This is a genomic window from Futiania mangrovi (assembly GCF_024158125.1).
GTDB classification, from domain to species: domain Bacteria; phylum Pseudomonadota; class Alphaproteobacteria; order Futianiales; family Futianiaceae; genus Futiania; species Futiania mangrovi.
Genome location: NZ_JAMZFT010000002.1, coordinates 1159536 through 1180775, shown reverse-complemented (window position 1 = coordinate 1180775; position 21240 = coordinate 1159536). Strand labels below are relative to the sequence as shown.

Below are 21240 nucleotides of genomic sequence, written 5' to 3'. Positions count from 1 at the left end.
GCGATGGCCCGCTCCCTCCCCCTTGCAGGCGAGGCTGCGACCGCCGATCTCGGCCGGCGGCTGGCTGTCGCGCTGCTGAAGGCGGGGACGGACGGGGCGGCGGTCCTTCTGCATGGCGACCTGGGCATGGGCAAGACGACACTGGCGCGCGCGCTGGTGCACGCCGTGCTCGCCGCCGACGGTGCACCCGACGAGGACGTGCCGAGCCCGACCTTCACCATCGTGCAGACCTATGCGACGCCCGCGCGGGAGATCTGGCACGTCGACCTCTACCGGATCGAGGAGCCCGGCGAACTGGCCGAACTGGGCCTCGACGACGCGTTCGAGGAGGCGCTGGTTCTGGTCGAATGGCCGGACCGGCTCGGCGCACGCCTGCCGCACGACCGGGTGGACGTGACGCTCGCGGCGGAGGCTACAGGCCGGCGGGCAACGATCGCTGGCCATGGCCGCCTGGAGGGGATCGCGGAGCATGTCTGAGACGGGCACGGTGAACCGGGCGCACGCGGCGCGCGCGTTTCTCGACGCATCGGGCTGGCGCGGGGCCAGAATCGCGCCGCTGGCGGGCGATGCCTCCTTCCGCCGCTACGCGCGCGTGACGCGGCCGGGCGCGACCGCGATGCTGATGGATGCCGACCCCGCGACGGGCGAGGACGTACGCCCCTTCCTGCGGGTCACGGCGCTGTTGCGCGGGGCGGGCTTCGCCGCGCCGATGATTCTGGCGGCGGACGAGGCGCAGGGCTTCCTGCTGCTGGAGGACCTGGGCGACGCGCTTTTTGCGCACGTGCTGGCGCACGATGACGACCCGCACCTCGAAGAGACGCTCTACGCCGCCGCGGTCGACGTGCTGGCGGCCCTGCATACCGGGCAGGCGCCGGGCGCGGACGCGCGCGCCGCCGCGCACCTGCCGCCTTATGACGATGCGCGGCTGGAGGCCGAGGCGGGGTTGCTGCTCGACTGGTACATGCCAGCCGCGACCGGAGCGGCCGTCCCGGCGGAGGCCGCGGAGGAGTGGCGGGCGGTGTGGGCGGAACTGCTGGCCCTCGTGCGGGTCGGCGGGGATGTCGTCTGCCTGCGCGACTATCACGCGGAAAACCTGATCTGGCAACCGGAGCGGGCGGGCCTCGACCGGGTGCGCCTGATCGACTACCAGGACGCGGTGACAGGACCGGCGGCCTACGACCTCGTTTCGCTCGTGGAGGATGCGCGCCGCGACCTCGCGCCCGGTCTTGGTGACGTCATGATCGCGCGCTACCTCAACGCGGCCGGCGTGGCCGACCGGGAGGCGTTCCTGACCTCCTATGCCGTGCTTGGCGCCCAGCGCAACGCGAAGATCGTCGGCATCTTCGCCCGGCTCTGGCGGCGGGACGGCAAGCCGCGCTATCTGGGGCTGCTGCCGCGCGTCTTCGGGCACCTGGCGCACGACCTCGCGCACCCGGCGCTTGCGCCCTTGGCGCACTGGTTCGCGCGCTGGCTGCCGCGGGAGCGTTGGGAAAGGGACGTGGCGTATCTGAAGGAGACGGCCAAGTGAGCTTCGAAACCGCCATGGTGCTGGCCGCGGGCCTGGGAACGCGGATGCGGCCGCTCACCGACGACCGCCCGAAGGCGCTGGTCGAGCTCGACGGGCGCGCGATGATCGACCGCGCGCTTGACCGGCTGGTGGCGGCTGGCGTGCGCCGGGCCGTCGTCAACGTCCACCATTTCGCCGACATGCTGGAAGCCCATCTCGCCCGGCGCACCGACATCGAGATCGTCGTCTCCGACGAGCGGGCGCAATTGCTCGACACCGGCGGGGGCGTGAAGGCCGCGCTGCCGCACCTCGGCCCCGGCCCGTTCTTCGTGCTTAATGCCGATTCCGCCTGGATCGAGGGCGCGGTCCCGGCGCTGACCCGCCTCGCGCATACCTGGGACGGGCGGAAGATGGACGCTCTGCTGCTGCTGGCGGCGACCGTGCTGTCCACCGGCTATGCCGGGCGCGGCGACTTCCTGATGACGGCGGACGGGCACCTCGACTGGCCGCGCGAGAACCGGGTCGCGCCCTTCGCCTTCACGGGCGTCGAGGTGCTGACCGCGGCAGCCTTCGAGGGCACGCCCGACGGCCCCTTCTCCATGCGCCGCGTCTGGGGCCGGGCGATGGAGGCCTCGCGCCTCTACGGTCTGCGGCACGAATCCATGTGGCTGCACGTCGGCACGCCGGACGCGATCGACGAGGCGTCCCGCGCCATCGCGGAGTCCTGAGCCGATGGCCGGCGGGCCGGCGGTCTTCACCATCCCCGCGGGGCTGCCCTTCGCGGACCTCGTCGCGCGCGAGGTGCTGCGGGCGCACGGACGCGCCGATCCTCTGGCCCTCGCCGACGTGACGCTGCTGGTGCCGACACGGCGCGCGGTGGTCACGCTGCGCGAGGCATTCCTGCGCGAGGGCGGCGGCCGCCTGACGCTGCTGCCGCGCCTGCGCGCGATCGCCGATGCGGGAACCGAGGCCGCCGAAATGCCAACGGGGACGGAAGCGGCGGCGCTCGACCTGCCCCCCGCGGTCGACCCCGTGCACCGCGAGATGCTGCTGGCGCGCCTGATCCTCGACGGCGGTGTGGTCGACGGCCTCGACCTCGATGCGCCGCGCGCGCTGGCGCTGGCGGGTGACCTTGCGCGGCTGATCGACGAGATGACGGCGGAGGGCGTGGGCGCAGACGGCCTCGACACCGTGCTCGCGGCCTGCGTGGGACCCGAGTGGCGGGATCGGCTCGCCGAACTGAGCGCCCATTGGGAGACGACGCAGACCCTGCTCGCCCATGTGCTGGCCGCCTGGCCGGAGCGGCTGCGGGCGCTGGGCCTGGGCGACGTGGCGATGGTGCGCGACGCGACGATCGACGCGCTGACCGCGCGTGTCGTGGCGGGCGGCATGCCGGGGCCGGTGATCGCCGCGGGCTCGACCGGAAGCGTACCCGCGACGCGCCGCCTGCTCGCCGCCGTCGCACGATCTCCCGGCGGCGCGGTGGTACTGCCGGGCCTGGACGAGACGCTGGAGGAGGAGACCTTCCGCACCCTCACCCCCGATCATCCGCAGTTCGGCCTGGCGCGCGTGCTGGACGAGCTGGGACTGACGCGTGCGGACGTGCGGCGCTGGCCGGGCTGCGGGGCGCACGACACCGCCGACGCGCGCGCCCGGCGCTGGCTCGTGTCGGAGGCGCTGCGCCCGGCGGAGTCGACGGACCGCTGGGGCGGACTTGCCGCGCACGCGCCTGCGGAGGGCGATCCTCTGAAGGGCCTTGCCCTGCACCGCGCGCCCGGCCCGCGGGAGGAGGCGGCGCTGATCGCCGTGCTCATGCGCGAGACGCTGGAGACGCCGGGCCGCACCGCCGCGCTGGTGACCCCAGACCGGATGCTGGCGCGGCGCGTGCAGGCCGCGCTCCGCCGCTGGGGGGTGGAGGTCGACGACACAGGCGGCACGCCGCTCAGCAAGACCGCACCGGGCGCGTTCCTGCTGCATCTCCTGGAGGTGGCGGCAGAAGAGGCAGCACCCGTCGCGCTGCTCTCCCTGCTCAAACATCCACTTGCTGCGCTGGGTCTCGATCCGGCGGCGTGCCGGCGCGCGGCGCGCACGCTCGACCGCGCGATCCTGCGGGGGCCGCGGCCGGCCCCCGGGCTAGGCACCCTGCGCCATATCGTGACCTCGCGGCGTCGCAAGCTGGCGGAAGGCGGCCGGCGCGCGGTTCCCCACGGCGTGCGCGACCGGGACCTCGCGGACGCCGACAACCTGCTCCGGCGGCTGCAATCGTCGCTTGCCCCTCTCGCGCGCCTGTTCGCGGACGGACCCGCGCCCCTGCCGGAGATCGCGCGCGCGCTGGAGGATGCCGCGCTCGCCGTTGCGCGCACGAACGCGCAGGCCGGGGGAGATCGGCTGTGGCACGGCGACGCGGGCGACGCGGCTGCGCAACTTCTCGACCGCCTCGCCAGCGCGCCCGACGGCGCACTCGCGGTAACGGGGGCCGAAACGGGCGCGATCCTGCGCCGGCTGATGGACCAGGTGTCCGTGCGGCAACGGGCGGCGACGCATCCGCGGCTGAAGATCCTCGGTGCGGCGGAAGCGCGCATGACGACGGCCGACGTGCTGATCCTCGGCGGGCTGAACGAAGGGACGTGGCCGCAGGTGCCGGATGCCGATCCCTGGCTCACGCGCGGAATGCGGACTGCGCTGGGCCTGTTGCCGCCCGAACGGCGCCTCGGCCTCGCCGCGCACGACCTGGCGCAGGCGCTGGGCGGCGAAACCGTGCACCTGACGCGCGCGGAGAAGGCGGGCGGCAAGCCGCAGGTTGCCTCGCGCTGGCTGACGCGAATCGAAAGCCTCGTGCAGGGTCTCAACGGCGAGGACGCGCTGAAGGCGCTGGCACATGCCCATGACGCGGGCAGCTGGGCCGCCGCGCTCGACCGGGCGGACCGGGTCGAAGGGCCGGGTCGGCCCGCACCGAAGCCACCCGTCCATCTGCGCCCGCGCCGCCTCTCGGTCACGCGGATCGAACGGTGGATCCGGGACCCCTACGAGATCTATGCGCAATATGTGCTGAGGCTCTCGCCCCTCGACCCGCTCGATGCGGAGCCTGACGCCCGTGACCGGGGCACCGCGCTCCATGCAGCGCTCGAGGCGTTCACGCGGGCCGTGGGCGACGGTCCGCTGCCCGCCGACGCCGAAGCGCAGCTCGAGGCTGCGGGCCGCGCCGCCTTCGCCGACCTGGAGGATTTTCCCGGCGCGCACGCGCTCTGGTGGGGCAAGTTCCGCCGCGCGGCGGCCTGGTTCCTCGACTGGGAGCGGGTGCGCCGCGCAAAGGGCAAGGTCCCGCTCGATGTCGAGGTGCGGGGCGAGCTTGCAGTCGAAGGGCCTGCGGGGCCCTTCCTGCTGACCGGCACCGCCGACCGCATCGACCTGCTGCCCGACGGCACGGCGGAGATCATCGACTACAAGACCGGCAGCGGCGCGACGCCGGGCACGGTGGCGAGCGGCCTCAGCCCGCAATTGCCGCTGGAGGCCGCAATGCTGATGGCGGGCGGACTGGGCGGCCTCGGCCCCCGCGAGGTGACGGCGCTCACCTATGTCGAACTGAAGGGCGGGCGCGAGGCCGGCAACGAACGATCCGCGCTCGCTTCAAAGCCCCCGAAAACCGCCGCCGAACTGGCCGCGGAGGCGCGCGCGGGCTTGGCCGACCGCGTGGCGCGCTTCGACGATCCGGACGTGGGCTATCTCTCCCGCCTGCTGCCGCAGAGCGTGGCGGCGGAGGGCGACTACGACCACCTCGCCCGCGTGCGCGAATGGACGGCGGGCGACGCGGGCGACGCGGAGGATGTCGCATGACCCTGACACCGGAATTCCGCGAGAGCGTGCGCGCGCCGCAGCGCGCGGCCGCAGCGCCCGATGCGTCCGTCTGGGTTTCGGCGAACGCGGGCTCCGGCAAGACGCGCGTGCTGGTCGACCGGGTGGCGCGGCTTCTGCTGGCGGGTACGCCGCCGGCGCGCCTGCTCTGCCTCACCTTCACCAAGGCCGCGGCGAGCGAGATGGCGACGCGCCTTTTCCGCACGCTGGGCGGCTGGGCGACCATGCCCGATGCACAGCTTCACGAGGCGCTGGAGGAATTGACGGGCGAGGCCGCCGACGCGGACCGGCTGCGCGACGCGCGGCGGCTCTTCGCGCGGGCGCTGGAGACCCCCGGAGGCCTCAAGATCCAGACGATCCACGCCTTCTGCGAAAGCCTGTTGAAGCGCTTCCCGCTGGAGGCCGGGCTCAGCCCGCATTTCGAGGTTGCCGACGAGGGCACCGCAAAGGCCCTGCTCGGCGAGGCGTTCGACGGCGTGCTGTCGCACCTCGACGCGGCACAGCGGGGCGAGATCGCCGCCGCCGTCGACCGGCTGTCGGAGGTCTGCACGCACGAGACGCTGCTCGGCCATGTGCGCACGCTGCAGACCCTGTGGCGGCGGCACGGGACGGGAGAGCGGGATGCGGAGGCGGAGCTTGCCGCGCTCGCCGCGACCCTAGGCATTGCGCCCGGCACCACCGCAGACCAGGCGCGCGCGGAGTACGCGGCGGAGAGCGGCCGCCACGGCTGGCAGGAGGCGCTGGAGAAGCTCTCGCAGGAAAAGGGCAAGGAGGCTCCGCCGCGCGCCGTCCGCCTGCTCGCCGCCCTGCGCGGGAACGAGCCTGGCGCACGCGAGGCGGCTTACCGCGACTTCGCCCTGACGCAGAAGGGCGAGGCGCGCAAGAAGATTGTGCCGAAGGGGCTGCTCAAGGCCGATCCCGCCGCCGCCGACACGCTGGAGGCAATCCAGGACTGGGTCGTCGCGACGGATGCGCGGGTGCGCGCGGCGCGCCAGCTCGAGGCGATGGACGCGATCCTGACCGTTGCGCACGCGGTCGACGACCGCTACCGCATCGCCAAGCGGGCACGCGCGCTGCTCGACTACGACGACCTGATCGACGCGGCGCGCGACCTGCTGGTCCATGGCCGGATGACGCCCTGGGTGCTGTTCAAGCTCGACGGCGGCATCGACCATGTGCTGGTCGACGAGGCGCAGGACACGGCCCCCGAGCAATGGCAGATCGTCGGCGCGCTGACCGAGGAGTTCTTCGCGGGCGAGGGCGCGCGGCCGGTCGCCCGCACCCTCTTCGCCGTGGGCGACGAGAAGCAGTCGATCTACAGCTTCCAGGGGGCCGATCCCGGCGCCGTGGCGGCCACGCGCGAGACGTTCCGCGGCGCTGCACGCGCCGGCGGCGCGCGCTGGGCCGAGCCTCGGCTCGACACCTCCTTCCGCACCGTTCCCGCCGTCCTGCACGCCGTGGACGCGGTCTTCGCCGATCCGGCAGCGCGCGACGGCCTGGTCTTCGACGGGGACGACGCCATTGCCCACCGCGCCTATCGGGAGGGCGAGCCGGGCTCCGTCGAGCTGTGGCCCCTGCTGGCGAGCGACGTGGAGGACAAGCCGGATGCCTGGTGGACCGAGGTCGACCGCCCCTCGCCCGCGAGCGGCAGGCTGAGGCTCGCCCGCCTGATCGCCGAGCAGGTCACGGGCTGGCTGTCGGGTCTCGCGCCGAGACGGATCGAGGCGCTGCAGCGCGACGCGCGCCCCGGCGATATCCTCATCCTCGTGCGAAAGCGCGACGCGCTCGCCCGCGCGCTCGCCCGCGAACTGAAGACGCTGGGCGTGCCCGTGGCGGGTACCGACCGCATGATGCTGACCGAGCAGATCTCCGTGATGGACCTGCTGGCCGTGGCCGAGGTGGCGCTGCTGCCAGAGAACGACCTGGCGCTTGCGACCGCGCTCAAGACGCCGCTGTGCGGCCTGTCGGACGACCACCTGATCGCGCTCGCGCCGAAACGGACGGGCACGCTCTGGCACGCGCTGGAGACGGCAGCGGCAGCACCGGATGCCGCGCCAGGGATCGCGGCGGCGCACGGCCTGCTCGCCCGGGCCCGCGCGCGGGCGGACTTCACCGCGCCGTTCGAGTTCTTTTCCTGGCTGCTCGAGGCGGAGGGCGGGCGCACGCGCCTTGCCGCCCGGCTGGGCCCGGAGATCCACGATCCGGTCGACGAGCTGCTGGCACAGGCGCTGGATTTCGAGCGGACGGGCACGCCGGCGCTTCAGGCCTTCCTGCACTGGATCCGCCGCTCGGCGCACGAGGTGAAGCGCGAGATGGAGCAACAGGCCGACGCCGTGCGCATCATGACCGTGCACGGGGCGAAGGGGCTCGAGGCCAACATCGTCATCCTGCCGGACACGACGGCGAAGCCCAGCGACGGGTCGAAGACCTCGGGTCTCTTTCACGATGCAGACCTGAATGCGACCGTCTGGGGCCTCGGCAAGGACAGCGATGCCGACGCGGTGGCGGAGGCACGCGGACGGCGAGAGAAGGAGATCGCGCGGGAGGAACGCCGCCTGCTTTACGTCGCGCTGACGCGGGCGCGCGACCAGTTGATCGTGGCGGGCGCGCTGGGCGGCAAGCCGAAGGAGGGCGCCGAACCGGAGGCGCCGGAGGGAAGCTGGTACGCGCTCGTGACCGACGGGCTTGCGCGGCTCGGGGCGCAGGAGACGGCGGTTCCCGGCATCGAGCGCCCGGTGCTGCACTACGCGACCGACGGGGGCGTGCGCACGCAGGCCGCAGCGGACACCGCTGCCCGAACGCCCGCGCCCGCGCCCGCCTGGCTGTGGCAGCCGCCCCGGGAGGAGCCGCGGCCGACCCGCCCACTCAGTCCGTCGGCGGCACTGGGCGAGGAACCGGGACCGGGCGCGGTCGATCCGGAACGGGCGCGTCTCGCCCGCCGCCGGGGCACGCTGATCCACCGCCTGCTGGAAACCCTGCCCGAGCTTCCCGTGGCGGACCGCGCGGCGGCCGGCCGGCGCTACCTCGACACCGCGGCCCGCGACCTTGATGAGGATGTGCGCGGGGCGCTTCTGGAAGAGGCGCTGGGCGTTCTGGCGACAGAGGGGCTTGCACCGCTGTTCGCGCCGGGCTCCCGCGCCGAGGTGCCGCTTGCAGGCGTGCTTGCGGACCTCGGCGGCCGGGTGGTGAGCGGTACGGTCGACCGGCTCGCGGTTACGGACACGCAGGTCATCGTCGCCGACTACAAGACGAATCGCCCCCCGCCCGCAGACGTGAAGGACGTGCCCGACGCCTATGCCGCGCAGATGGCGGTCTATCGCGCCGCACTGAGGGAGATCTATCCCGGGCGCGAGATCGCGTGCTGGCTCGTCTGGACGTGGGAGGCGCGCGCCATGCGGCTTGCCGACGGCGTCCTCGACGCGGCGCTCGCCCGTCTTGCGCCGGGCACGCATCCGCTTGCTTGACGCCCCGGACCGGGCTGCTTAGGTCTAGTTCGTCAGGGCACGGCGCCCCTCGCGGCGCTGGTCCGAACGGTTTTGCGAACCCCATGTCCCAATGAGGAGAGGAGAGGGCCGATGGCGACCGCCAAGGTGACCGATGCAAGCTTCGAGGCCGATGTGCTGAAATCCGGCAAGCCGGTGCTCGTGGATTTCTGGGCCGAATGGTGCGGTCCCTGCCGCCAGATCGCCCCTGCGCTGGAAGAGATTTCCGGCGAACTGGGCGAGAAGCTGACGGTCGTGAAGATCAACATCGACGAAAACCCGGTGACGCCCACCAAGTATGGCGTGCGCGGCATCCCGACGATGATGATCTTCAAGGATGGCCAGGTCGCAGCGACCAAGGTCGGCGCGCTGCCCAAGGGCAAGATCGTGGAGTGGATCGACGGGGCGGTGTGACCCTGCCCCCCGCGCGCCGTCAGGAATTGGCGCGCAGGATCTGCCCGGCGAGATAGAGCGACCCGCAGAGGAGCACCCTTTGCGGGTCGTTTCCGTCCCGGGCGAGGCGGCGCAGGGCGTCGTCCACGCTGTCGGCAGTGCGCGTCGTGAAGCCGTGTGCAAGCGCCGCCGCGGCGATGTCGGCGGCGGGAACCGCGGCTTCTTCTCCCGGGATCGTGACCGCCGTCACGGTGCGCGCCAGCCCTGCGAAGGGCGCAAGGAAACCGCCCACGTCCTTGGTGTTGATCATGCCGACCACGAGATGGAGCGGCATCGGGCGGGCATCCTCCATCGCCGCCATCTCGCCCGCGAGCGCCGCGCCCGCCGCGGGGTTATGCCCACCGTCGAGCCAGACCTCGTCGTCGGAGGTCAGTGTCTCCACCAGCGGCCCGCGCGTCAGCCGCTGCAGCCGGGCAGGCCACTCGACGCGGACGAGCCCCCGCTCATAGGCGCGCGTCGGCAGGGCGAAACGGTCCTGCGCCCGCAAGGCCGCGATGGCGAGACCGGCGTTCGAGACCTGGTGATGGCCGGGCAGGCGTGGGCGCGGCAGGTCGAGAAGGCCCGCGGCGTCCTCGTAGACCATCCGGCCGCCCTCCTCCCGTACCTCGAAGTCGCGGCCCTCCACCGTCAGAGGTGCGCCGACCTGGCGGGCGCGCTTCTCGATCGCGCGCATGGCGTCCGGCTCCTGCGCCGCGACGACGGCGGGCACGCCGGGCTTCAGGATCCCCGCCTTCTCGCCTGCGATCTGCGCGAGCGTGTCGCCCAGGAACGCCTGGTGGTCGTAGGAAACGGGCGTGATGACGGTCACGAGCGGACGGTCGACAACGTTGGTCGCGTCGAGACGCCCGCCGAGCCCCACCTCAAGCACCAGCGCATCGGCGGGCGTACGCGAGAAGGCGAGGAAGGCCGCCGCGGTCGTGATCTCGAAAAAGGTGATCGGCGCATCCCCGTTCGCCGCCTCGCACTCCTCCAGCAGGGCGAGCAGGGCGTCCTCCGAAATCAGGTCACCCGCGAGGCGGATCCGCTCGTGAAAGCGCACGAGATGGGGTGAGGTGTAGACATGGACGCGCGCGCCCGACGCCTGCAGCATGGCGCGCAGGTTCGCGCAGACCGAACCCTTGCCGTTGGTTCCCGCGACGTGGAAGACGGGCGGCAACGCCTGCTCCGGATGCCCAAGCGCGGCCAGCAGCCTGTGCACGCGGTCGAGCACGAGGTCGATTCGCTTGGGATGCAGCGCCATGAGGCGTGCAAGCACCCGGTCGCTTCCGCCCGCATCGGGGGCGGCGGCAGCGCCCGCGGGCGCCGCGTCGGTGGGTCCGGTCATGGTTGCGCGGGCTCCGCCCCTCCGCCTTCGCTCAGCCCTTGGACCGGGCCTCGGCCTCGCCGCCGGCGTCCGCCGCGGCCTCCGATTCCACGGACGGTCCGGCAGCATCCTTCTCCGCCGCAACCTTGCGCTTGCGGCCAGCCGCGGACTTGCCCGCCCCCTCCGCATCGTCGAGCAGCGGCAGCGGCACCGGCCGCATCAGCATCTCGACCACCAGGGTCAGTGTCTCGCGCATCTGGCGGCGGTCGACCACCATGTCGAGCATGCCGTGGTCGAGCAGGTACTCCGCGCGCTGGAACCCTTCAGGCAGCTTCTCGCGGATCGTCTGCTCGATCACGCGGGGACCGGCGAAACAGATGAGCGCGCCCGGCTCCGCGATCTGGATGTCGCCCAGCATGGCGTAGGACGCGGTCACGCCGCCCGTCGTCGGGTCGGTGAGCACAACGATGAAGGGCAGACCCGCCTCGCGCAGCATCTCCACCGCGACGGTCGTGCGCGGCATCTGCATCAGCGAGAGGATTCCCTCCTGCATCCGCGCACCGCCTGCCGCCGGGAAGGCGATGAGCGGCGCGCCGAGCGCCACGGCGCGTTCCGCCGCCGCGAGCAGCGCATTTCCGACCGCCATCCCCATCGACCCGCCCATGAAGTCGAAGGCATGGGCCGCGAGCACGACGGGCACGCCCGCCATTTGCCCCTCGACCACGGTTGCGGCGTCCTTGAACCCGGTTTTCGAGCGCGCATCCTTCAGCCGGTCGGTGTAGCGCTTGGTGTCGCGGAACTTCAGCGGGTCGGCGATCGGCTCCGGCACCTCGACGGCGGCCATCGTCCCTTCGTCGAGCAGCGCCCGGAACCGCGCATCCGGCCCGATCTTCATGTGGTGGCCGCAATTGTCGCAGACGTGAAGCTGCGCCTCGAAATCGCGGTGGAAGATCATCTGGCCGCAGGAGTCGCACTTCTGCCAGAGATTCTCCGGCATCTCGCGCGTGCGGAAGACCTGCTTGATCTTCGGCCGGACATAGTCGGTGAGCCAGTTCATGCGTTCCGTCTCCGCTCTCGCCCCGGGGAGATCCCTATTCCGCCGCCCGGCTGCGCGCGCCGCGCACGCCATCGGCCAGCCGCGCCACGAAGTCCAGCGCCTCCTCCACCAGGCCGGGCTTCGCCTTGCCGTCGGCATCGAGCCCGCGGGCGATCACGTCGACGATGGCAGAGCCGACAACCGCACCGTCGGCAACCTCCGCAATGGCTGCCGCCGCCTCGGGCGTCTTGATGCCGAAGCCGACCGCGACGGGAAGGTCCGTGTGCCGCTTGATGCGCGCGACCTCGCGGCCCACCGCGCCGGAATCGGCCGACTTTGACCCGGTGATTCCCGTCATCGAGACATAATAGAGGAAACCGCCGGTGTTGGTGAGCACCTTGGGCAGGCGCCTGTCGTCGGTCGTGGGCGTCGCGAGGCGGATGAAGTCGATCCCCGCCGCGCGCGAAGGGATACACAGCTCCGCATCCTCCTCCGGCGGCAGGTCGACGACGATCAGCCCGTCGACGCCAGCGTCCTTCGCGTCCTTCAGGAACGCCTCGACCCCGTAGACATAGATCGGGTTGTAGTAGCCCATGAGGATGAGCGGCGTCTCGCCGTCGCCCTCCCGGAACTCCCGCACCATGGCGAGCGTGCGCTTCAGCGTCTGCCCGGCCTTGAGCGCGCGCAGGCCCGCTGCCTGGATCGAGGGGCCGTCTGCCATCGGGTCGGTGAAGGGCACCCCCAGCTCGATCACGTCGGCACCCGCCGCGGGCAGGCCCTTGACGATGGCCATGGAGGTGTCGCGGTCCGGATCGCCCGCCGTCACGAAGGTCACGAGCGCCGCGCGCCCCTCTTCCTTCAATTGGGCGAAGCGCCGCCCGATGCGCGTCTCGAACGTCACAGGTCCACTCCCAGCGCTTCGGCGACGGTGAAGATGTCCTTGTCGCCCCGGCCGCACATGTTCATGACCATCAGGTGATCCTTTGGCTTGCGGGGCGCCAGTTCGATCACCTTGGCGAGCGCGTGCGAGGGCTCGAGCGCTGGGATGATCCCCTCCAGCCGGCAGCAGAGCTGGAAGGCGTCGAGCGCCTCCCGGTCCGTCGCCGAGAGATATTGCACGCGGCCCACGTCCTTCAGCCAAGAATGTTCCGGCCCGATGCCCGGATAGTCGAGGCCCGCCGAGATCGAGTGCGCCTCGGTGATCTGGCCGTCGTCGTCCATCAGCAGATAGGTGCGGTTGCCGTGCAGCACGCCCGGGCGTCCGCCAGTGAGCGAGGCGGCGTGCTGGCCCGTCTCGATGCCGAGGCCCGCGGCCTCGACCCCGTAGATTTCCACGCTCGCGTCGTCGAGGAACGGATGGAACAGGCCCATCGCGTTCGACCCGCCGCCGATGCAGGCCACCAGGCTGTCGGGCAGGCGGCCTTCGCGCGCCTGCATCTGCTCGCGCGTCTCCTGCCCGATCACGGACTGGAAGTCGCGCACCATCGCCGGATAGGGATGCGGCCCCGCCACCGTGCCGATGCAATAGAAGGTGTCGGAGACATTCGTCACCCAGTCGCGCAGCGCCTCGTTCATGGCGTCCTTGAGCGTGCGCGAGCCAGAGGTGACGGGCACCACCTCCGCCCCCAGGAGCTTCATGCGGAAAACGTTGGGCTGCTGGCGCTTCACGTCCGTCTCGCCCATGTAGACGACGCATTGCAGGCCGAAGCGCGCGCACGCAGTCGCGGTCGCCACGCCATGCTGGCCCGCGCCTGTCTCGGCAATGATCCGCGTCTTGCCCATGCGGCGGGCAAGCAGGATCTGCCCCAGCACGTTGTTGATCTTGTGCGCGCCGGTGTGGTTCAGCTCGTCGCGCTTCAGGTAGATCTTGGCGCCGCCCAGGTGCTCGGTCAGCCGCTCGGCGTAATAGAGCGGCGAGGGACGCCCGACATAGTGCGTCATCAGGTCGTCCATCTCGGCCTTGAAGGCGGGGTCGGTCTTCGCCGCCTCGTAGGCCGCCTGCAGGTCGAGGATGAGCGGCATCAGCGTCTCGGCGACGAAGCGGCCGCCGAAAATGCCGAAATGACCGGACTCGTCCGGGCCGGTCCGGTAGCTGTTCGGTTTCTCACTGCCCATGAACATTCTCCGCGGGCGCGCGGGCCCCGCGCGCAGCCTTGAGGAAGGCATGGATCAGGGCGGGGTCCTTCAAACCCCGCGACCGCTCCACGCCGGAGGAAACATCGACCATTCGCGCGCCGGTCCTGTCAATGGCTTCCGCCACGTTCTGCGGCGTCAGGCCGCCAGCGAGGAACCAGGGCGTGCGCGTGCGCAAGCCGGCGAGCAGTGTCCAGTCGAAGGCCAGCCCCGTGCCGCCCGGAACCGCCGCATCGGGCGCGGGCTTGGCGTCGAACAGGAACATGTCGGCCACGCCCGCGAAATCGCGCGCGCGGGCGAGGTCATCCGCCGTCGCGACGCCCAGCGCCTTGATCGCGGGCAGGCCCGTGCGCGCCTTTATTTCCGCCACCCGCGCCGGGCTCTCCGCCCCGTGCAGCTGGAGGATGTCGAGCGGCACGCGGGAGAGCACAGCGTCCAGCGCGGCATCGTCCGGATCGACGAACAGGCCGACCTTGGCGAGCCCCGCCGGCGCCTCGGCCGCGAGAGTGCGCGCCTCCTCCACCGCGAGGTGACGCGGGCTTGCAGGATGGAACACGAAGCCCACGAACGCCGCCCCGCCCTCCGCCGCGGCGGCCAGCGCCGCGGGCGTGCGGATGCCGCAGATCTTGACCTTGATGTCGGTGGCCTTGCTCATGGCCGCACGTCTTAGCAAAGCCGGATGCGGAGCGCGAGGCTCTATCCGCCCCGCGCCTCGATCCAGCGGACGAGACCGTCCGCGTCGCCCGTCTCGACCGCGCGCGCGAGGCGGCGGCCGACCGCGGGGCCGAACTTGTAGCCGTGGCCGGAACAGGCCGAGACGATCCACGCCCGTCCCCGGCGCGCCGCGAAGAAATGCTCGTCGCGCGTGAAGGTGTAGGCGCAGGTCACCACTTCGGCCACCCGGTACTCATCGATCCGCGCGAAGGGGGGCGCGAAGCAGTCGCGCAGCCGCTGCCCTTCCCCCGGTTCCGGCGCGCGGCGCTCATCCGCCCGTGCCTTCACCTTGTGGATGCCGGCGCCGACCTTGAGCCCCGTGCCCTGGACGGGCGGCAGAACATAGCCGTCGACCGCGCCGCCCACGTCGAGAATGGCGGGCGCGCCCGCCCAGGCAGCGGCGAGGTCCGGCGGCGGCTCCAGATAGGCGACCGCGGTACGCCAGGGCGTCAGCGTCGGGGCGAGATCGGGCAGAAGGTCCGTGACCCACGCACCCACCGTCACCACCACGGCGTCGCCCGTGATGCGCTGGCCGGATGCCGTCACGACCGCCGCGCCGTCGGCATCGAGCCCGGTCACGCGGGTGTAGGGCCTGAGTTCCGCGCCCGCCGCCGCGAGCCATCCCGCCAGTGCGTGTGCGATGCGCGCGGAGAACAGCACCCCCCCCTCCTCCATGCGGATCGCATAGGCAAAGGTCGCGGGATCGAGAAAGGGGTAGTCGCTGGCCGCCGTGGCCGGCGCAAGGCGCACGAACGGCGTGCCCATGCGCTCCAGCCCGGCACGGTAGCGGTCGGCCTCGTCGCCCGCGTGCTGGGAAACGGCGATCACGCCCGTGTTGGCGTAGTGCGCGGCGCCGAGGTCGGCCCAGAGCGCATCCCACGCCGAAAACGCTTCGGAAATCGCCCGGGCATAGCCGTCCTGCCCGGCATAGGCGCGACGGATGATGCGGTGCTGGTCGGCGGACGCCGAGAGCGGATTGGGAATCGGCCCCTGGTCAAGCAGCACGACCTCGTGGCCCTCGCCCGCGAGCGCCCAGGCCGTCGACAGGCCTGCGATTCCGGCCCCGGTGACGATGACGCGCATGGATGTGCGCTCCCGCGCCCTCCTCAGGCAGCCTTCGCGGGCAATCCGCCCGGGCGCGGCGGCGGCAACTTGGCCTGCGCCTCCTCCGCCTCCCGGTGGGCGATGCGCGCATCCGCCCGCGCGGCGCGCGCGGCCTTGCGGTGCTTGCCCTGCACGAACCACATCACGATACCGCCCGCCACGAAGCCGATCATCAGCGTGGCGAGGATCACGATGGCGAGTCGCGTCTCCACGCTCGGCAGATAACCCGCCTCGGGATTGAAGGGATCGAGGTGCAGGGTGACGACCTGCCGGTTGGCGAAGGCGATCACGCCGAACAGAAGCGCGGCAACGAGATAGCAGACGAAACGGACAAGCTTCATGGCGCGGTTCGCGACCTCCCGCTCAGACGCCGGGGTTGCCGGGGTTCAGACGCTCCCGCAGTTCCTTGCCGGTCTTGAAGAAGGGGACGTACTTCTCCCCCACCTCGACCACGTCGCCGGTGCGCGGGTTGCGGCCCTTGCGCGGCGGGCGGTGCTTGACCGAGAACGCGCCGAAACCGCGCAGTTCCACCCGGTCCCCGCGGGCGAGCGCGGCGGAAATCTCATCGAAGATCGTGTGCACGATCCGCTCGACATCCCGCTGGTAAAGATGCGGGTTGGCGGCGGCAAGCTTTTGAACCAGTTCGGATTTGATCATCCCCCCTCAGCACGGCTCTCGGCGGTAACGCGGCGCGGAGACCCTGCCCCCCTTTCTTTTATTTAGAATGCCCAAATCTAAAAAGGACGAGGAAAAATTGCTTATCGTACAGTAGGTTGCCAGACAGAAACGAGCCCGTCAACGGAGAGACCCGCCTCGCGCCCCAGCAGTCGCGCGGCGCCTGCCAGCGCCTGGCCGATCAGTCCGGCCTCCTGCTCGAAGATCGAGCCCGGATCGTAGGGCACGACGGGCAAGTCAGGGGCGACCCCGCGCTCGGCTTCGAGCCAGGCGATGGCCGCATCCTCGCCGCCGACGGCATCCACGAGGCCGAGGCCGACGGCCTGCCCGCCCGTGAAGACGCGCCCGTCCGTCACCTGCGCCATGATCTCCGGTGCAAGGCCGCGCCGCTCCGCCACGAGATCCCGGAACCAGGCGAAGCTGTCTTGCAGAAGGCCGCGCATGGCCTCGCGCACCTCGTCGCTCATGGGGCTGAGGCCGGTCGGCTGGCCCTTCAGCGGCGCGCTCTTGATCTCGTCCACCCGCACGCCGAGCGTGTCGAGCAGGCCCGAGACATCCGGCGACTGGAAGATCACGCCGATGGAGCCGGTGATGGAATTGCGCCGTGCGACGATATGGTCGCCGGCGATGGCGGCGATGTACCCGCCCGAGGCCGCGACCGAGCCCATGGTGACCGCGAGCGGCTTCGTCTCGGCCAGCTTGCGCAGGCTTTCGTAGAGCGCCTCCGCCCCCGAGACGGTGCCGCCGGGACTGTCGACATGCAGGATCACCGCCGCGACGCTGACGTCCTCGGCCAGTTCGCCGATCCCCTCGATCATCACGGGATCGTCGACGATGGTTCCTTCGATGGTGAGGCGGGCGATGCGCTCCCCGCGGATGGGGGAGACGCCCGTGCGGTCGATCGCGACGACGAGCGCGACGACCGCGAAGAGAATGGCGGCGAACCGCCAGAAGCGGCCGCGACGGCGGAGGCGACGACGTTCCAGAACCTCGTCAATGTCACGCGCCATCGCGGCCTGCTCCTTCGTTCAGAGGGAGGCGAAGATCACTCCTCGTCGCCCTTGTCCTTCTGCGCCTTCGACAGCGCGGCACCGAGGATGTCGCCGAGCGAGGCGCCGGAGTCGGACGAGCCGTACTGGGCCACCGCCTCCTTCTCCTCGGCGATCTCGAGCGCCTTGATCGACAAGCCGATCGAGCGGCCCGAGCGGTCCACGTTGGTCACGCGGGCGTCGACCTTGTCGCCCACCGCGAAACGCTCCGGACGCTGCTCCGAACGGTCGCGCGACAGGTCGGCGCGGCGGATGAAGGCTTCCGCCCCTTCCGAACCCACCGCCACGACGAGGCCGTTGTCCTGAACCGCCTTGACGGTGCAGGTGACCGTGTCGCCCTTGCGCAGGCCAGCCGATGCGGTCTCGAACGGATCGCCCTCGAGCTGCTTGATGCCGAGCGAAATACGCTCCTTGTCGGTATCGACGTCGAGCACCTTCGCCTTGACGATGTCGCCCTTCTTGTACTCCTTGATCACCACGTCGCCCGGACGGCTCCAGTCCAGATCGGACAGGTGGACCATGCCGTCGACGTCGCCCGGAAGGCCGATGAACAGGCCGAACTCGGTCATGTTCTTGACCTCGCCCTCGATCTCGGTGCCGACCGGATACTGCTCGGAGAACGTCGACCAGGGGTTGTCCATGCACTGCTTCAGGCCGAGGCTGATGCGGCGCTTGTCCGGATCGACCTCGAGCACCATCACCTCGACCTCCTGGGAGGTGGAGACGATCTTGCCCGGATGGACGTTCTTCTTCGTCCAGGACATTTCGGAGACGTGCACCAGGCCCTCGACCCCCGGCTCCAGCTCCACGAAGGCGCCGTAGTCGGTGATGTTGGTGACGCGGCCGGTGAACTTCACGCCGACCGGGTACTTGGCTTCCACGCCGTCCCACGGGTCGGCCTGGAGCTGCTTGATGCCCAGCGAGATGCGCTGCGTCTCGGGGTTGACCTTGATGATCTGCACCTTGAGCTGCTGGCCGATCTGGACAATCTCGGACGGGTGGTTGACCCGGCGCCACGCCATGTCGGTGACGTGCAGCAGGCCATCGACGCCGCCCAGGTCGACGAAGGCACCGTAGTCGGTGATGTTCTTGACCACACCCTCGACCACGTCGCCCTCGCGCAGGTTCTCGACCAGTTCCTGACGCTGCTCGGCACGCGCTTCCTCGAGCACGGCGCGGCGCGAGACCACGATGTTGCCGCGGCGGCGGTCCATCTTCAGGATCTGGAACGGCTGCGGCACGTTCAGCAGCGGGGTCACGTCGCGCACCGGGCGCACGTCGACCTGGCTGCCCGGAAGGAAGGCCACCGCGCCGCCGAGGTCGACGGTGAAGCCGCCCTTGACGCGGCCGAAGATGTGGCCCTCGACGCGGTCGTTCTTCTCGGCCGCCTTCTCCAGGCGGTCCCAGGCTTCCTCGCGGCGCGCCTTGTCACGGCTGAGCACGGCCTCGCCGCGCGCATTCTCGATCCGGTCGAGGTAGACCTCGACCACGTCGCCGACCTTGGGCTGGCTGCCCTGGCCGCCACGCCCGAATTCCTTGAGTTCGACCCGGCCCTCGGTCTTGAGGCCGATGTCGATCACCGCGAAGTCGTTCTCGACGGCAATCACGGTGCCCTTGACGACGGAGCCTTCCACCGGAACCTCGGTCTCGAAGCTCTCGTTGAGCATCGCCGCGAAGTCGTCACGGGTGGGGTTGAAGCTCTCGCCTTGCGTCTGATTCGTCATGTAAGGTCTTTCTCCTGATCATTCTGTCGTTTCGGGCCAGCCGGTTGGCTCCGGCGGTCTTCCCCGAATGCGCCCACCCCCGAGGGGCGGTGCCGGGGTCTCGTTGATGTCACGTCACGGACAAACGTCAATTGCGCCCGGGCCGGGTCATCCCCTTGCCCGCAGCGCGTCCTCGGTCAGTCGGATCGCTTCAGCGACGGCGCTGTCTATATCCATTTCGGTGGTGTCGAGCAAGCGTGCGTCGCCCGCGCGGACCATCGGTGCCGCCGTCCGGCCCGCATCGCGGGCGTCCCGGGCGCGGATGTCGGCCAGCACGTCCGCTTCCGTTACCCGATCGCCGCGGCGCGAGAGTTCAAGATGGCGGCGGCGGGCGCGCGTCTCCGCGGCGGCCGTGACGAACAGCTTCAGGTCGGCGTCCGGGCACACGACCGTGCCGATGTCGCGCCCGTCGAGCACCGCGCCCGGCGCGCCGCCCGGGGGGTGTGCCGCGAAGTCCCGCTGGAAGTCGAGAAGGGCTGCCCGTACGCCCGGAATGGCGGCGACGACCGAGGCCGCAGCCCCTGCCGCCTCGCCCCGCAAGGCCGGGTCGTCGAGCTGGCCGGGTGTCAGCGCGCGCGCAGCAGCCTCCGCCGCAGCCGGATCGGCGGGGTCGTCCCCAGCCATCCGGACGGCGTGCCCCACGGCACGGTAGATCGCACCCGTATCGAGATGCGCGAAGCCGAAATGCCGGGCGAGCGCGCGCCCGATGGTACCCTTGCCGGACGCGGCGGGGCCGTCGATGGCGATCACCGGACCGCGCGCGGTCATGCCGGGGGCGCCTCGCGGAACGCCGCGCCGAAGCCGGTCATCAGTACCTCGAACTCCGGGAAGCTCGTCGCGATCATGCGGGCGTCGTCGACGCCGACCGGCGTCCGCGCGGACAGACCGAGCACCAGGAAGGACATGGCGATGCGGTGATCGAGATGTGTGGCCACCGTCGCCCCACCCGGCACGGCGCCCGGCGCGCCGGTGACGGTCATGCCGTCCGGGCTCTCCGCGACCTTGACGCCGCACGCCTCCAGCCCGCGCGCCATGGCAGCGATCCGGTCGCTTTCCTTCACGCGAAGCTCGCCGATGCCCTGCATCACCGTCTCCCCCTCGGCATGGGCGGCGGCGACGCAGAGGATCGGGTATTCGTCGATCATGGAGGGCGCGCGCTCCGGCGGCACGGTCACGCCCTTCAGCGCGGAATGGCGCGCCACGAGATCGCCGACGGGCTCGCCCGCTTCCGTGCGCGCATTCTCGATGACGAGGTCCGCGCCCATCTCCCGAAGCGTGTCGAAGAGGCCCGTGCGTCCGGGGTTGAGGCCGACGCCTTCCATCCGCACCTGCGAGCCCGGCACGGTCAGTGCCGCGACCAGCGGGAAGGCTGCCGACGACGGATCTCCCGGCACGGCCACCGGGGCGGCGGTCAGGTCCGGCTCCCCGTCGAGGGCGATCTCGCGCCCCTCCGGCCCCTCGGTCACCGTCACCGTGGCGCCGAAGTGACGCAACATCCGCTCGGTGTGGTCGCGTGTGGCTTCCGGCTCGACGACGATCGTGCGGCCCGGCGCGTTGAGGCCCGCGAGCAGCACCGCCGACTTTACCTGCGCGGAGGCGACCGGAAGGACATAGCGGATGGCGCGCGCCCGCGCGGCCCCATGCAGCGTCAGCGGCAGCCGCCCGCCCTCGCGCGAAAGCCACGTTGCGCCCATCTGCCCGAGCGGCGTCAGCACGCGGCCCATCGGCCGGCGCGACAGCGAGGCGTCGCCCGTGAATGTCGCCGTGATCGGGTGCCCCGCGACGAGACCCATGATGAGCCGCGCGCCCGTGCCCGAATTGCCAAGGTCGAGCACTCCCGCAGGCTCGGCGAGCCCGCCGACGCCCACGCCGCGCACGCGCCATGCGCCAGTGCCCTCGCGCGCGACCTCGGCGCCCAGCGCACCCATGGCGGCGGCAGTGCGCAGCACGTCCTCGCCCTCCAGCAGGCCGGTGATCGACGTCTCCCCCACCGCCAGCGCGCCGAAGATCAGTGCGCGGTGCGAGACCGACTTGTCGCCGGGGGCGCGGCCCGTGCCCGACAAGGGGCCGGACGCCGCCGAAACGAGCGGCCGCGGCGCGCTCTCGGGGTCTGCGGACATGGACGTCTCCGGTCGCTGGAACGGCCGCGTTGGGCCGCCGATGCGGGCG

The 21240-nt window shown here is 71.5% G+C and carries 18 protein-coding genes; 6 read left to right on the top strand and 12 right to left on the bottom strand.

The window, feature by feature from the left end:
• Positions 1-3: 3 nt before the first annotated feature.
• The 6 genes from tsaE to trxA all read left to right on the top strand — a co-directional run bounded on the left by tsaE (position 4) and on the right by trxA (position 9255).
• Positions 4-477 carry a tRNA (adenosine(37)-N6)-threonylcarbamoyltransferase complex ATPase subunit type 1 TsaE gene (tsaE, locus tag NJQ99_RS12490; protein ID WP_269333157.1) on the top strand — a complete coding sequence of 158 codons (474 nt, stop codon included), beginning with the start codon at positions 4-6 and terminating at the stop codon, positions 475-477.
• The gene (locus NJQ99_RS12485) at positions 470-1528 is read left to right on the top strand and encodes an aminoglycoside phosphotransferase family protein (protein WP_269333156.1); all 1059 of its coding nucleotides are present in this window, start codon (positions 470-472) and stop codon (positions 1526-1528) included. Before tsaE ends, NJQ99_RS12485 begins: the two co-directional genes overlap by 8 nt.
• The gene (locus tag NJQ99_RS12480; protein WP_269333155.1) at positions 1525-2235 is read left to right on the top strand and encodes a nucleotidyltransferase family protein; all 711 of its coding nucleotides are present in this window, start codon (positions 1525-1527) and stop codon (positions 2233-2235) included. The genes NJQ99_RS12485 and NJQ99_RS12480 overlap by 4 nt, the downstream gene beginning before the upstream one ends.
• A 4-nt stretch (positions 2236-2239) precedes the next feature.
• A complete protein-coding gene (gene addB / locus NJQ99_RS12475; protein ID WP_269333154.1) occupies positions 2240-5341 on the top strand; it encodes a double-strand break repair protein AddB in 3102 nt (1033 codons plus the stop codon).
• The gene (gene addA / locus NJQ99_RS12470) at positions 5338-8823 is read left to right on the top strand and encodes a double-strand break repair helicase AddA (RefSeq protein ID WP_269333153.1); all 3486 of its coding nucleotides are present in this window, start codon (positions 5338-5340) and stop codon (positions 8821-8823) included. Before addB ends, addA begins: the two co-directional genes overlap by 4 nt.
• A gap of 111 nt (positions 8824-8934) precedes the next feature.
• A complete protein-coding gene (gene trxA, locus NJQ99_RS12465; protein WP_269333152.1) occupies positions 8935-9255 on the top strand; it encodes a thioredoxin TrxA in 321 nt (106 codons plus the stop codon).
• Positions 9256-9274: 19 nt separating this feature from the next.
• On the opposite strand, the gene NJQ99_RS12460 is transcribed toward trxA, so the two are convergent.
• The 12 genes from NJQ99_RS12460 to aroA all read right to left on the bottom strand — a co-directional run bounded on the left by NJQ99_RS12460 (position 9275) and on the right by aroA (position 21191).
• On the bottom strand, positions 9275-10618 hold the full coding sequence (locus NJQ99_RS12460) for a bifunctional folylpolyglutamate synthase/dihydrofolate synthase (RefSeq protein ID WP_269333151.1): 1344 nt from the start codon (positions 10616-10618) through the stop codon (positions 9275-9277).
• A 31-nt stretch (positions 10619-10649) separates the two neighbouring features.
• Positions 10650-11654 (bottom strand): acetyl-CoA carboxylase, carboxyltransferase subunit beta, encoded by a 1005-nt coding sequence (gene accD / locus NJQ99_RS12455; protein ID WP_269333150.1) that lies wholly within the window; start codon positions 11652-11654, stop codon positions 10650-10652.
• Positions 11655-11688: 34 nt separating this feature from the next.
• Positions 11689-12534, bottom strand: coding sequence for a tryptophan synthase subunit alpha (gene trpA, locus NJQ99_RS12450; protein ID WP_269333149.1), 846 nt, complete (start codon positions 12532-12534; stop codon positions 11689-11691).
• Positions 12531-13748, bottom strand: coding sequence for a tryptophan synthase subunit beta (gene trpB / locus NJQ99_RS12445; protein WP_269333148.1), 1218 nt, complete (start codon positions 13746-13748; stop codon positions 12531-12533). The genes trpA and trpB overlap by 4 nt, the downstream gene beginning before the upstream one ends.
• The gene (locus NJQ99_RS12440) at positions 13738-14421 is read right to left on the bottom strand and encodes a phosphoribosylanthranilate isomerase (RefSeq protein ID WP_269333147.1); all 684 of its coding nucleotides are present in this window, start codon (positions 14419-14421) and stop codon (positions 13738-13740) included. Before NJQ99_RS12440 ends, trpB begins: the two co-directional genes overlap by 11 nt.
• 41 nt (positions 14422-14462) lie before the next feature.
• Positions 14463-15563, bottom strand: coding sequence for an NAD(P)/FAD-dependent oxidoreductase (locus tag NJQ99_RS12435; RefSeq protein WP_269333146.1), 1101 nt, complete (start codon positions 15561-15563; stop codon positions 14463-14465).
• A 23-nt stretch (positions 15564-15586) separates the two neighbouring features.
• A complete protein-coding gene (locus NJQ99_RS12430) occupies positions 15587-15925 on the bottom strand; it encodes a LapA family protein (protein WP_269333145.1) in 339 nt (112 codons plus the stop codon).
• A gap of 22 nt (positions 15926-15947) precedes the next feature.
• Positions 15948-16241, bottom strand: coding sequence for an integration host factor subunit beta (locus NJQ99_RS12425; protein WP_269333144.1), 294 nt, complete (start codon positions 16239-16241; stop codon positions 15948-15950).
• 101 nt (positions 16242-16342) lie between these two features.
• Positions 16343-17269 (bottom strand): signal peptide peptidase SppA, encoded by a 927-nt coding sequence (gene sppA / locus NJQ99_RS12420; RefSeq protein WP_269333143.1) that lies wholly within the window; start codon positions 17267-17269, stop codon positions 16343-16345.
• A 35-nt stretch (positions 17270-17304) separates the two neighbouring features.
• Positions 17305-19032: a 30S ribosomal protein S1 gene (gene rpsA / locus NJQ99_RS12415; RefSeq protein WP_269333142.1), complete on the bottom strand. Its 1728-nt coding sequence runs from the start codon at positions 19030-19032 to the stop codon at positions 17305-17307.
• A 147-nt stretch (positions 19033-19179) separates the two neighbouring features.
• Positions 19180-19839: a (d)CMP kinase gene (locus tag NJQ99_RS12410; RefSeq protein WP_269333141.1), complete on the bottom strand. Its 660-nt coding sequence runs from the start codon at positions 19837-19839 to the stop codon at positions 19180-19182.
• A complete protein-coding gene (gene aroA, locus NJQ99_RS12405; protein WP_269333140.1) occupies positions 19836-21191 on the bottom strand; it encodes a 3-phosphoshikimate 1-carboxyvinyltransferase in 1356 nt (451 codons plus the stop codon). The genes NJQ99_RS12410 and aroA overlap by 4 nt, the downstream gene beginning before the upstream one ends.
• Between the last annotated feature and the right edge of the window lie 49 nt (positions 21192-21240).

Coding starts and splice junctions, on each gene's coding strand:
- tsaE (WP_269333157.1), top strand. CDS start 4: ATGGCCCGCTCCCTCCCCCTTGCAGGCGAGGCTGCGACCGCCGATCTC.
- NJQ99_RS12485 (WP_269333156.1), top strand. CDS start 470: ATGTCTGAGACGGGCACGGTGAACCGGGCGCACGCGGCGCGCGCGTTT.
- addB (WP_269333154.1), top strand. CDS start 2,240: ATGGCCGGCGGGCCGGCGGTCTTCACCATCCCCGCGGGGCTGCCCTTC.
- addA (WP_269333153.1), top strand. CDS start 5,338: ATGACCCTGACACCGGAATTCCGCGAGAGCGTGCGCGCGCCGCAGCGC.
- trxA (WP_269333152.1), top strand. CDS start 8,935: ATGGCGACCGCCAAGGTGACCGATGCAAGCTTCGAGGCCGATGTGCTG.
- NJQ99_RS12460 (WP_269333151.1), bottom strand. CDS start 10,618: ATGACCGGACCCACCGACGCGGCGCCCGCGGGCGCTGCCGCCGCCCCC.
- accD (WP_269333150.1), bottom strand. CDS start 11,654: ATGAACTGGCTCACCGACTATGTCCGGCCGAAGATCAAGCAGGTCTTC.
- trpB (WP_269333148.1), bottom strand. CDS start 13,748: ATGGGCAGTGAGAAACCGAACAGCTACCGGACCGGCCCGGACGAGTCC.
- NJQ99_RS12440 (WP_269333147.1), bottom strand. CDS start 14,421: ATGAGCAAGGCCACCGACATCAAGGTCAAGATCTGCGGCATCCGCACG.
- NJQ99_RS12435 (WP_269333146.1), bottom strand. CDS start 15,563: ATGCGCGTCATCGTCACCGGGGCCGGAATCGCAGGCCTGTCGACGGCC.
- NJQ99_RS12430 (WP_269333145.1), bottom strand. CDS start 15,925: ATGAAGCTTGTCCGTTTCGTCTGCTATCTCGTTGCCGCGCTTCTGTTC.
- NJQ99_RS12425 (WP_269333144.1), bottom strand. CDS start 16,241: ATGATCAAATCCGAACTGGTTCAAAAGCTTGCCGCCGCCAACCCGCAT.
- sppA (WP_269333143.1), bottom strand. CDS start 17,269: ATGGCGCGTGACATTGACGAGGTTCTGGAACGTCGTCGCCTCCGCCGT.
- rpsA (WP_269333142.1), bottom strand. CDS start 19,032: ATGACGAATCAGACGCAAGGCGAGAGCTTCAACCCCACCCGTGACGAC.
- NJQ99_RS12410 (WP_269333141.1), bottom strand. CDS start 19,839: ATGACCGCGCGCGGTCCGGTGATCGCCATCGACGGCCCCGCCGCGTCC.
- aroA (WP_269333140.1), bottom strand. CDS start 21,191: ATGTCCGCAGACCCCGAGAGCGCGCCGCGGCCGCTCGTTTCGGCGGCG.